Consider the following 12137-nt stretch of genomic DNA (forward strand, 5'->3'; position numbering starts at 1 on the left):
TGCAAGGGTATGGCACCGATGTTCTATCGGTGCCATACCCTTCTTCCGTTCCTGACGCTTTTACGTATCCCGGCAGCGGGTGCACCAGCTTCGGGTGCTGTTGCTGAACGGGCTAACCCTGAACGGGCTAACCCTGAACGGTTGTTTTCCTTTATGCATGGCGAGCAACCCGAGAAGCAAAGCTGAGCATTATCCTGTCAAGAAGATGATCTATCTGGAAAACAGCAGATTGCCGGCGGAGGGGACTGTACGTGCATCTATAGTGTCGCTGGGCATCGCTACATTGGGTTCAAGCAAGTTTCCCTGCGTTGGCATCCAACCGTCGAAAGGCACAAATGGCATATCCATTACAGGCGCAAGATCGAATTCGTGGAGTTCTGACCGGAATGGCGTCTGGCGATGCTCTCGGTGCTGGGTACGAATTCAACGCTCCCATGCCTGAATCCGCAGAAATTTCCATGATCGGTGGCGGATTGGGGAATTTCGCACCGGGGGAGTGGACTGACGATACGTCGATGGCAATAGTCATTGCTCGCGGCTTGTTGGGATCCGGCGGCAGGTTTGATGCTGCGGCCAGCGACTACATGATTCGAGAATGGGCCAAATGGGCAGTCCAGGCTCCAGATGTCGGTAACCAGACACGGGCCGTTCTTTCCCATGCCCAGCGAGTAGCGAGCGAAGGAGGACGAACCGAACCAAACACTGCTGACGCGCTGTCGGGCTCAGAAGAACTACATCGCAGAACTGGACGTTCCGGAGGAAACGGCAGCCTCATGCGTACAGCCCCGGTAGCCCTTGCCTATTTGTCGGAACCACCAGCTGCGGCCTTTCACGCGGCTGTGGAGATCAGCAAGCTAACTCATTTTGATGACGAGGCCGCCGAAGCATGTGGCCTGTGGACGGTAGCCATTCAGCACGCGATACTTACCGGCGAACTAGAGATCCGTGCCGGACTGCCCCTGCTCAATCCAGAACGGGCAATGACTTGGGAACAGCGCATCGAGCAGGCCGAAAATCGACAGCCTAGGGAATTCAGCAGGAATGGTTGGGTGGTCGAAGCGTTCCAGGGCGCTTGGAGTGCAATCACCAACGCCAAGGAAACTAGCAAGGAGCATCATCTGGTTTCGGCATTGGAAGCGGCAGTTCGCGGAGGTGTAGACACCGACACCGTGGCAGCAATTGCAGGATCGCTGCTTGGTGCAGCTAGAGGGTATTCGAGCATTCCCTTGCCATGGATGGAAATTGTTCATGGTTGGCCGAGCCTGAGGATTCAGCACCTATTAGATATTTCTACTGAACTAGCCGGTTGAGGTCCAGCGGCGGATCTAGCGTTTAGTCCTTACCTGAGCGTCGTTGTTCAAGCTTTTGCGGTGGCACGACGCTGACTTCATGACGCACTCCTCGCACGTTAAGGCCAGCCACGTCTATCGCTAAGAACCAAGGGCCGGAATGGGGCACTTTAATGCGGTACGGAGCACGGCGGGCGAGCCCGCCGAAGGCATCGAATTCTTCGCCGTCCTGGAATGCCGCAAAATTTTCCGGATCCATCAACCTGAGGTGAGCCGGACCGCTGAGAATTACGACCAAGATGCTTCCCCGTTCAAGGAAGTCCCAGGAGTATTCGGCAAATTCAGGTTCCGTCATTGCTAGTCTCCTTGGTTTCAGATGGTTTGCTCGGTAGCGAGCCCAGTCCCAATTAACTCAGATTTAGGATGAAAGCGACAAGACAGCTCATCATGCGTGCTCCGAGCTGCAGTGCGCGTTCATGCACCTAACGGTGGCGAGCCGGCAATCTGACCCCGATGCAAGATCCCGAGCAGCTCTGGAATCGACGGGGACGTCGGCGCGATCATTTGAAAGCCGTAAGTAAGTGAGCCGCTTCGTAATAAGTTGCGGCATCTGGAAACCTGAAGCCGTCTATTCACAGGGGTGGGGTAACGTTTCGTACAACTCGGGCTCTGCGGGCCACAAGCGACAGGGTAGGATGCATGGATATCTTGAGCGGGATTGACCTAGAACAGCTTCGAATGTGGATTTGGATTCTGGCCATAGGTTTTGCCGTAGGAATGGGGCTCTGGCGTAGGCATCAGCTCGCGCTTGTTGGATTCGCCTCCACGCTGTTATTCGCTACTTTAAACGCTGGCGCTGGAATCTATGTGCTGAAGCGCTTAGGTGATTCGCGGTGGACCGTTGGAGACCCTCCGATGAGCGCTCCGGAACTTTCCAACGTCCCATTTGCTGGCCAGTATTTGGAACCTTTGGAATCCTCGTTGGAATCGATCACTGGGCGGGTGAATTCCTTCTGGGAATTCAGCCAGGCACTGCCTGTTGCCCTCGATTTCTTCACACGCAGCGGCTGGGCCCTGGTGGTGGCAATCCCCTTGATCGTCATCGTTTTGGTTAGAAGCTATAGGACTGCCAGCAGGCGTCGAAAAGACCTGCAAAATCTCAACGGCACAGTGGCACAGCTCCAATCGGAGCTGGCTGCAATCAAGTTGGCTTTACCCGCAGAGAGTTATCTAGCCTTGCCACCGGAAAACGAAGAGCAGCCACGGCAGCAACGGACACGACGGAAACAATAGTCGTTGGCCAACAAGATGAGAACGGCACCGCATTTGCTCTGCACATCAGGGCAAATGCGGTGCCGTTTCGTTCTTTGAGACTACTAACAGGCTATGCCAGGGTCGCGGTGTCGATCACGAAGCGGTAGCGTACATCAGACTTCAGAACACGTTCATAGGCGTCATTGATCTGGTCTGCGGAAATGACTTCGATTTCTGCGCCCAGACCATGCTCCGCACAGAAATCGAGCATTTCCTGGGTTTCTTCGATGCCCCCGATTTGCGAGCCGGCAAAGGAGCGGCGGCCGCCGATCAAGGCGAAGGCGTTGACCGGTAGCGGTTCAGCTGGGGCACCCACATTGACCATCGTTCCATTGACACGCAGCAAGCCCAAGTAGTCGCTGATGTTGATTGATGCGCTGACCGTGTTGATGATCAGGTCGTAGTGCTTGTGAAGATCTTTGAAGGTACTCTCGTCGCTGGTGGCGCGGTAGTCGCTGGCACCGAGCTTCAGTCCGTCGTCCTTCTTCTTGAGCGACTGCGAGAGCACGGTGACCTCTGCACCCATGGCGCTGGCGATCTTCACTGCCATATGCCCCAGTCCGCCCAGACCTACTACTGCAACCTTCTTGCCCGGCCCGGCGCCCCAGTGCTTCAGCGGGGAGAACGTGGTGATGCCGGCGCAGAGCAGCGGTGCGGCTACATCGAGGTTGATTCCTTCCGGGATTTTCAACGCGAAGTTTTCGGTGACTACGACATGCGTGGCGTAGCCGCCCTGCGTCATCGTTCCGTCACGGTCAGTAGAACCGTAGGTTCCTACGCTTTGCTCGCAGAACTGCTGGTCGCCTGCGAGACAGTTCTCGCACTCCATGCAGGAATTGACCAAGCAGCCAACGCCGACTCGATCACCGATTTTGTGCTTGGAGACCGCGGAACCAATTTCAGCGACGATACCGGCAATTTCGTGGCCAGGGACCAGTGGGAAGGTGGGTGGTCCCCATTCACCTCGAACCGTATGGATATCGGAGTGGCAGATGCCCGAGAACTTGATGTCTATCAAGATGTCATGTGGGCCAAGTTCTCGACGCTCAATTTGAGTCGGCACGAGCCCCTCAGTTGCAGACGGTGCCGCATAGGCGTTAACCATGGTTGTCATGAGGTACTTCCTTTAAAGTTCTGGGCAAAAACAGATGCTGCGGCGATCCATGCCGTTTGGCGATAGCGATGAAGCCTTATGGAAAGAATCCGCAAAGCTAGCAGTTTGTCCTCGTGGCCTAAGAATTTAACGGTACAACAGTTTGAACCGCCGACTGCTTCTGCCAGCAAATTTCAAGGGAACGACAGTCCGTTGCCGTGGAAGGTAGCCTGCCGGCGCTTTCTCATGCAAAGAGCGACTGACGGACCGACAGGGGTTGTCGTTCTATCAGCCGCTCAATCGCGGGCTACGGTTTGACGCCGTTAGCTATGGCGACTGCGACGGCGGATAGCCATGGCGATGCCGCCCACAATGATCAGGCCCAGCGCGAGCCCGCCAGCAATTAGCAGAGCACTGTTTACACCGGTGTCAGCCAGTTCATCGCGTTGCTTCTTCTGGTTGTCATCCTCATCAGGAGCTTCCTGGGTGGCGCTAGCCGTCGGAGTATTCTCCTGAGTCGGTTCTACTGAGGGCGAAGCGCTCGGTTCCGCGGTTGGTTCTGCCGAAGAAGACTCAGTTGGCTCTTCAGTTTTTTCTTCATTTGGCGAAGATTCGTCTGACGGAGCGTAGAGGCCGACCCATGTTGAGACAGTGAGCCCGGTTTCCTCTGCAGCTGGGTTCACGAAGGCCGCAGCTGCGGCTGCCGTGTCGCTGGTTTCTTCCTGCTGCTTGCCACTCAAGTAGTAGGTGCCTGCGGTAAGACTGGAAACTCTGGAATCATTGATTACCAAGGTTTCGCCGTCAACGACGTAATCGGCATCCGAGAGAACAGCTGGCGTTCCGTCTGCTGCCACGTATTCCAAATCGAAACTGAAATTATCGCTAGCCACGGTTGGGAATCCTGCAGGGATATCGAAGCGCAGGGCATCGGATCCTGCCTCAGAAAGCAAGACTCCCAAGCGATCATCGATGATCTCAGACTGCAGTTTCAGGACATTCTCACCGGATAGGAGCGCAGAAATGGCGTTTCCCTTTGGGTCCTCCACGGTGACCAGAATCTGGTTGAAGTCCTTGACGTTGTTGCCGAAGGAATCACCATCCTTGATAACAAGCTGTCCGTCCTTCACGGTGCCCTCGATGGTCTGAGGTTCCGAACTTGGCGAAGTGCGGTAGGTGACAACTGTTTCGCCTTCTTCAACATCTGCGTCGACGTTGAATGCGTAAATTCCTTCAGCAGGATTCGACGGATCGCTGTCGTAGGCTAGTTCTTCTTCGCCTGGAGCTACTTGGTCGCCGGACTCTGGAGCTACTGCTTCGGGAACTTCGGTTGGCTCCGTAGTTGGTTCAGCCGTTGGTTCCTCTGTCGGCTCGGCTGTTGGTTCCGCTGTTGGTTCCGCTGTTGGCTCAGCCGTTGGTTCCTCGGTCGGTTCCGCTGTTGGCTCAGCCGTTGGTTCCTCGGTCGGTTCCTCGGTCGGTTCCGCTGTTGGCTCAGCCGTTGGTTCCTCGGTCGGTTCCGCTGTTGGCTCAGCTGTGGGCTCTTCTGTTGGTTCAGGCGTCTCGCCATAAAGCCCCATATAGACCGATGCGTTTTGTTCTTCCGTGGTGCCGCGGAAAGTTACCTGATATGCATCGCCTTCGACAAGCTCAGAAAGAATGGGGTCCGAGATGGTGAGTTATCCGTCCGAGATGTCCACGTCAGTCAGCTCGACGTCAATGAATCCTCCGTTGGGGGCGTCGGCGGCATCACTGTAGTAATTGATGGATACAGTCGCCTGGCTAAGCCACGAAAGGCCGGAAGGAATATCGAAAGACCAAACTTCTGTTCCAACTGGCAAAAACGGAACGGCATACTTTTGCCCTACTTCGTTGGTGACCAGCGAGATGCCTTGCTCAGGAACGTAGGGGACTCCACCGTGCTGCACCATATCCGGGCCGACTTCTGGCCCGGTCGAAACGCTAAAAGATACCTGTCGTAATTGATCAGGCCACGTACTGTAACCATCTGGCGAATCGAGTGGACCGTTGAGAACAACCTGGCCGTTTTCGTGCTTGGCTTCTTGGGTGCTGCCGGTGTTGGGTACCGAGGAAGAACTCAGCCACACCTTATCGCCTGATGAGACCAAACCAGTGTTGTCAGTGAGTACGACTACGCCGTTTGCAGGATCGGATTCGTCATAGTTGAAGGTCCAGAATTCTTGGCCCTTGTCAACGAGGGTAAATTCTTCGTCGTTGTAAATCGGGTAGGCTGCCTGTTCTGCTGCGACTTGGCTCGATGTGGTTTGAGGAGCCGCGACGGCTGGGGTGAACATTGTGGTTCCGCCAACAACACCACCTAGGGCAAGGGATCCGGCTGCTACGACAGCTAGTGGCAAACGTGCTTTGCGCACGATACTTTTTCGAGTCTGATACACAATAAAACCTTCAGAGTCAAGAAGAGGCGCGCAATGCTGAATCTGCGACATTGCAGACTAAATCCCTAGCCAGCAGATCACGATTCAATGACCCTTTCAACCAGCAAGTGGATTTTTAATATAAAGCCATGCCGGCGGAGTATCGGGACAATCATCCACTCCTACACCACGGTAAACAGGGTCTTTACTGGTCAGAGCGAAGATCGGCAAGCCTCAGGTGCGGCGAGCTGAAAACCGCTTAAAAGTCTTCATTTCTTAACCCTCCGTGGAGTCATCGCCATGCTGGCACAAAGCTTCCCGGCAACAAGCTGTATGGGCAATGGCAGTCACAAGTACCTGTTGCGCATTCCCGCAGCGGGCCGTCTTGGAGCAGCCGCTGGCGCGGGACGAACATTGGGGAACTGCGTCTTTTGCCAATTCCCGGTAGGCTAGTACTTGGGTCTGCATATTCTATGCGGGCCCCGACAGAAAATAACTCCCAGGGCTGACTGACCGTTGGTCCCGACCGCCAGTTTCGCGGTCCTCGGTAGTGGCTTTCGCTAGGACGGATTTGCGTCCCAGCGCGGGTCTCGATCGAAGACCAGATCTGGGTAGGGCCACACGGTTCGCTCATCCACCACGTGGGAGCGATCGAAAGGAGCACCCCCTTAATGGAGGGTCCAGAAATCCAATTCGCCGAAGCACAGATCGACAACGGTCGCTACGGCACCCGCACCATTCGCTTCGAGACCGGCCGCATTGCCAAGCAGGCTGCAGGTTCGGCAATGGTCTACATCGATGACGAGACCGCACTGCTCTCGGCAACCACCGCTGGCAAGCACCCACGCGAAGGCTTCGACTTCTTCCCACTGACCGTGGACGTTGAAGAGCGCATGTACGCAGCCGGACGCATCCCAGGCAGCTTCTTCCGCCGCGAAGGCCGCCCATCGACCGAAGCCATCCTGGCTTGCCGACTGATGGACCGCCCACTGCGCCCAGCTTTCGTCAAGGGCCTGCGCAACGAGGTTCAGGTTGTTGTCACCGTTCTGTCCATCGAGCCAGATGAGCTGTACGACGTCGTAGCGATCAACGCTTCGTCGATGTCCACCCAGCTGTCGGGCCTGCCATTCTCCGGCCCAATCGGCGGCGTTCGCGTTGCACTGGTTGACGACGGAAACGGCGCGCAGTGGGTTGCTTTCCCTAAGCACTCCGAGCTGAAGAATGCTGTCTTCAACATGGTTGTTGCCGGCCGCATCGCTGGCGACGACGTTGCCATCATGATGGTGGAAGCTGAAGCTACCGACAACGCTTGGGAACTGATCAAGGAACGCGGCGCCCAGGCTCCAACCGAAGAGGTTGTGGCTGAAGGCCTTGAGGCTGCCAAGCCATTCATCAAGGTTCTGTGCGAGGCCCAGGCTGACCTGGCTGCACGCGCTGCCAAGGAAACCGTTGAGTTCCCAGTCTTCCGCGATTACGAAGAAGATGCCTACACCGCCGTTGAAGCTGCTGCTTCGACCCGCCTGGCAGAGATCTACACCATCGCTGACAAGCAGGAGCGCGACAACGCTGCAGGCGAATTCAAGGACGAGATCGTCGCTCAGCTCACCGCCGAAGGCTCTGCCTTCGCCGAGCGTGCCGGCGAGATCTCCAAGGCCTTCGGTGCTGTCACCAAGCACATCGTGCGCCAGCGCATCCTGACCGAGCAGGTCCGCATCGACGGCCGCGGCCTGGCTGACATCCGTCAGCTCTCCGCCGAGGTCGAGGTCCTGCCTCGCGTTCACGGTTCGGCAATCTTCGAGCGTGGCGAAACCCAGATCATGGGCGTAACCACCTTGAACATGCTGAAGATGGAGCAGCAGATCGACTCGCTGTCCCCAGTGAAGTCCAAGCGCTACATGCACAACTACAACTTCCCTCCATACTCGACCGGTGAAACCGGCCGTGTTGGTTCGCCTAAGCGCCGCGAAATCGGCCACGGCGCACTGGCAGAGCGCGCACTGGTTCCAGTGCTGCCAAGCCGCGAGGAATTCCCATACGCAATCCGCCAGGTCTCCGAGGCATTGGGCTCCAACGGCTCGACCTCCATGGGCTCGGTTTGCGCTTCGACCCTGTCGCTGCTGAACGCTGGCGTACCGTTGAAGGCTGCCGTTGCAGGTATCGCCATGGGTCTGGTTTCGGACACCGTTGACGGCGAAACCCGTTACGCTGCCCTGACCGATATCCTCGGTGCCGAAGATGCCATGGGCGACATGGACTTCAAGGTTGCAGGTACCTCCGAGTTCGTGACCGCGATCCAGCTGGATACCAAGCTGGATGGCATTCCAGCTTCGGTACTGGCTGCCGCGCTGACCCAGGCTCGCGAAGCACGTCTGCACATCCTGAACGTTCTGAACCAGGCTATCGACGCTCCGGACGAGCTGAACGTCAACGCTCCACGAATCATCTCCGTGAAGATTCCAGTGGATAAGATCGGTGAGGTCATCGGCCCTAAGGGCAAGATGATCAACCAGATCCAGGAAGACACCGGCGCTGACATCTCGATCGAGGATGACGGCACCGTGCTGATCGGCGCAACCAACGGCGAGTCCGCTGAAGCTGCCCGTTCGGCCATCAACGCCATCGCCAACCCTCAGGTTCCTGAGGTCGGCGAGCGTTACCTGGGCACCGTCGTGAAGCTGACCACCTTCGGTGCGTTCGTTTCGCTGACCCCGGGCAAGGATGGTCTGCTGCACATCTCCGAGCTGCGCAAGATCAACGGTGGCAAGCGCGTTGAAGACGTTGAAGACGTCGTCGGCGTTGGCCAGAAGCTGCAGGTGGAGATCACCAAGATTGATGACCGTGGCAAGCTGTCGCTGGCACCAGTCGTAGAAGATGAAGAAGAAGCCGAAGAAGCAGTTGCTGCTGAGTAGTCTTTAGATTCTTGCAGAAAGCCCCGGTCCACCTCTGTGAACCGGGGTTTTCGCTTAATCTCCTGCAGGCAGCTAGCCCTGCCCAGCGTCTTTGCTGATCCCGTTCGAGGACAATGCCTGACGATGCATGAGCCGAACCTCGCGCAGATCTTCTTCTAGTTCCAAGCAGAGTTCAGCCCGGCGCAGAGAATCAACGGCTAGAGCTTTCAACGCCTCGTCCCAAGAAGAATCGGCAATCGCGATCAATGCCCCTAACTCCTTTTGGATCCGCATCATGACTTCAACGTTCGCTGCACCGTCACGAGAAGTAGCGCGGAATGCATCCTCCAGTAGATCACGCGGGTCCAATTGACGAACATGGACCAGGGGAGCCGAAGGTGTTTCAGTGGCCTTCGCGGTGAGCGCGATGTCCAGAACTTTATGAGTGGCGGCCAGCACTTCGATCACTGTTCCAGGATCATTAATGCCCGGCGAGAGAGCCTTGCTGGAAATTTCTGACAATGACGTCAGTCCCAGACGAGGGTCCTGCTCAAAGGTCCGGTGCGCAGCAATGGTGAACGCGCGCTGCACCGCCTGGTGGCTTTCTTGCGACACGGGCTTGCTCAGGTACGCCACAGGGTGCTGGGCGAAGATCCTGGAACCGGTACGGCGCTCAACCCAGATCTGGCAGCCTTCTGATTCCGCGATACGCTGCAGTTCGGCCACGTGCACTTTGACGATGAATCCAGAGCCAGTACCTTCCACGGGGATCGCACTGGCCGGAGGCTGCACCCAGTGCTGTCCACCGAGCAGTGGCTGGCTCGCGTATTCCTGCATGGCTTTGGAAGACGCCTTGCCGACGCGGTCGATAATGTCCGACATCCGGCCAAAAATCGTGAGGAACGATATCCAACGCAGAAGCGTCACCAAGACCATGGCGATGACCAAGATGGTGCCTAAGAGCAAAAACGCCCGCTCGGAATCTGAATAGACTCCAATGGACAACGCGATGATTCCCACGATGGAGAATGCGAAGGCGCCGACGTATGTCGATAGGGCATTTTGCGAAGTCCGGTCCGCAATCAGCAGCTGAATGGAACGTGGAGTGCCAATCTGCGTCGCAGTAGAGTAGGCCGAGACCATGGTGGTAAGCGAGAACGTGGTAACCGCAAGCATCGAGGACGCCAGAATCTGCAAGAGCGTCCCGGCTGCATCATTTCCGAATGCATTGGAGAGCCCCTCGGGAATGAGACCGCTGAGCAGAGGTGCGGACATGGCTAGGACAATGCCCGCAATGGTGAAAACAGTGGCACGGAACCATATGCCGCGAAGCGACTCCCGCACGTAAGTCATTAAATGAACCATGCATCCCCCTCATACTCCACTGTCGCAGTCGGAGTCTTTTCTAATTCCCAGACTGATCAACGTCGCTTACCAGCTAGGAAAAAAGTACCTGAGCTGAGTTTACGTCAAGCGTCCAGGTTCCTGAGACCTTCGGGCAGGCAAGGGTCCCCTGTATTTCTCCGGATAAAAACCGTCCAGCTAAGTGTTTCAATTGGACGGTCATTGATCCGCGCCTGCCTCGTGGATAATCGCTCGGAACTACTACATCGAAATGATCTGCATGGTCGCTCCAAAGACCAACCCTGAAGCAATGAGCACGATTGTGATGTAGCCGAGGATATCGCGCATTTTGAGTCCAGCGATCGCCAAAAGGGGCAAAGCCCAGAACGGCTGGATCATATTGGTCCACTGGTCCCCGTACGCGATGGCCATGATGGGAATGGACGGATCTACTCCGAGCTGAGAACCAGCCGAGAGCATGATCGGTGCCTGTACGGCGAACTGCCCACCACCGGAGGGAACGAAGAAATTTACGACACCGGCAGAGAGGAAGGCCAGCAAGCCAAAAGTCTGCGGAGTGGAAATGGAAATCATGACTTCAGAAATAACCTCGATGAGTCCGGTTCCGGTCATGATGCCCAAAATGCCTGCGTAGAGCGGGAACTGCAGCAATGTCTCACCGACGTTAGATGCCGCATTCTTCGTTAGCGCCATCAGTTCGAATGGATTGCGGACCAAGAGCAGAATCAAGCATAAGAAGGACCAATTGACCACGTCCAAGGTCAGCGTGCCGTCCTTGGTGAAATGAATGATCAAGTAGGCCAGCAGCATCAGGCCCAGTAGCAACGTTGGAATGCGGCTCGCGTCGACACGGTCCGCAGGCGTGCTGACCTCATCGTCTAATTCGATGAGCTTTTCACGAGCATCAGTAGCCAGTTCGAAAATCTTGTCATCTCCGCGAGGTGCCACCAGGTATAGCGCCAAGCCCACCACAACGATGGTTGCGACGATTGCGATGAGATTCCAGGTGGAGAATGTGGTTTCCGAGATCGGTAGAGGAGCACCTAGCTGCTTGGAGATAAAGGAATCAGGGGTCGCAGCGGTAAGCGGCCCTGATCCCGAATAACACATATGTCAAATGACAAAGCCTGCGAAGCCGGAAGCAACCAGCATCGGAAAATGCACGCGGTATCCACGTTCCCGGGCCTGGGCAGCGATTTCGCGGGCGAGCAGACCTCCTACGACCAAACCCAAACCCCACGTGATCAACGATGCGACCGCAGAAACTATGAAGACAAAGGGATAGCTGGACAATGCAGACTAAGGCAGGCTGCTCAACGCGCGCAGGAGCTTGCGGACCGGGCGAGTGTTGGCGAGCATGAACCCGAGCATCAGAACCAAGGCCATTTGGGTCATGAAGCTGAGCAAACCTGCCAAGCCATCGCCCCAGCTTTGAACGATGAGAACTGGACCGGAGCCCGTGGCAAAGAATGCCATGAGTGCGACGATGAACGTCAGCACGATGGCGAAAACCAGTGCCGACGGAATGAACTTTTCAACCAAATTATTGACCGGGCGCATTGCCCGTGAAGCTGCGGTGCCGCTTCGTTTTGAGGGAGCTGTGCTCATTAGTCTGGTACCTCGTGCCTAGGTGAAGGTCGGAGCGCTGATGGTTCGTTGTGAACTTCTATGTTGCGTGCTTCATAATACCTAGTGAGGTGCGTCATATTGGGGATACTGTGCCTCAAGCGCGACGGACGCCAGAACAGGGCATCATCAAGACAAGAGGCCTAAAAAGCTGGGCACCCGGTTGGATTCA

Annotated in this window: 8 protein-coding genes and 1 pseudogene; 3 read left to right on the top strand and 6 right to left on the bottom strand. The window is 56.3% G+C overall.

Annotated features, from left to right (window positions below; translation table 11 throughout):
* Positions 1 to 308: 308 nt before the first annotated feature.
* Positions 309 to 1310, top strand: a complete 1002-nt coding sequence (locus AARI_RS05895) for an ADP-ribosylglycohydrolase family protein (protein ID WP_157867102.1) — start codon at positions 309 to 311, stop codon at positions 1308 to 1310.
* Positions 1311 to 1332: 22 nt separating this feature from the next.
* Here the strand turns inward: AARI_RS05895 and AARI_RS05900 are convergent, their stop codons facing one another.
* Complete coding sequence (locus AARI_RS05900) at positions 1333 to 1644, bottom strand: DUF1883 domain-containing protein (RefSeq protein WP_013348418.1); 312 nt, start codon at positions 1642 to 1644, stop codon at positions 1333 to 1335.
* 344 nt (positions 1645 to 1988) lie between these two features.
* Between AARI_RS05900 and AARI_RS05905 the strand changes: the two genes are divergently transcribed.
* Positions 1989 to 2582, top strand: coding sequence for a hypothetical protein (locus AARI_RS05905; RefSeq protein ID WP_013348419.1), 594 nt, complete (start codon positions 1989 to 1991; stop codon positions 2580 to 2582).
* Between the two features lie 91 nt (positions 2583 to 2673).
* Here the strand turns inward: AARI_RS05905 and AARI_RS05910 are convergent, their stop codons facing one another.
* From AARI_RS05910 to AARI_RS05920, 3 genes are all read right to left on the bottom strand, one after another.
* On the bottom strand, positions 2674 to 3717 hold the full coding sequence (locus AARI_RS05910) for an NAD(P)-dependent alcohol dehydrogenase (protein WP_013348420.1): 1044 nt from the start codon (positions 3715 to 3717) through the stop codon (positions 2674 to 2676).
* Positions 3718 to 4019: 302 nt separating this feature from the next.
* The gene (locus AARI_RS19915) at positions 4020 to 5270 is read right to left on the bottom strand and encodes a PT domain-containing protein (protein WP_013348421.1); all 1251 of its coding nucleotides are present in this window, start codon (positions 5268 to 5270) and stop codon (positions 4020 to 4022) included.
* A gap of 99 nt (positions 5271 to 5369) precedes the next feature.
* Positions 5370 to 6158 carry a hypothetical protein gene (locus tag AARI_RS05920; protein ID WP_146040949.1) on the bottom strand — a complete coding sequence of 263 codons (789 nt, stop codon included), beginning with the start codon at positions 6156 to 6158 and terminating at the stop codon, positions 5370 to 5372.
* 599 nt (positions 6159 to 6757) lie between these two features.
* Between AARI_RS05920 and AARI_RS05925 the strand changes: the two genes are divergently transcribed.
* Positions 6758 to 8995 (top strand): polyribonucleotide nucleotidyltransferase, encoded by a 2238-nt coding sequence (locus AARI_RS05925; RefSeq protein ID WP_013348423.1) that lies wholly within the window; start codon positions 6758 to 6760, stop codon positions 8993 to 8995.
* A 72-nt stretch (positions 8996 to 9067) separates the two neighbouring features.
* Here the strand turns inward: AARI_RS05925 and AARI_RS05930 are convergent, their stop codons facing one another.
* A complete protein-coding gene (locus AARI_RS05930; protein WP_041648582.1) occupies positions 9068 to 10327 on the bottom strand; it encodes a DUF2254 domain-containing protein in 1260 nt (419 codons plus the stop codon).
* Between the two features lie 252 nt (positions 10328 to 10579).
* A pseudogene (locus AARI_RS05935) lies at positions 10580 to 11947 on the bottom strand (short-chain fatty acid transporter).
* Positions 11948 to 12137: the final 190 nt, after the last annotated feature.

Source organism: Glutamicibacter arilaitensis Re117, from assembly GCF_000197735.1.
Lineage (GTDB): Bacteria > Actinomycetota > Actinomycetes > Actinomycetales > Micrococcaceae > Glutamicibacter > Glutamicibacter arilaitensis.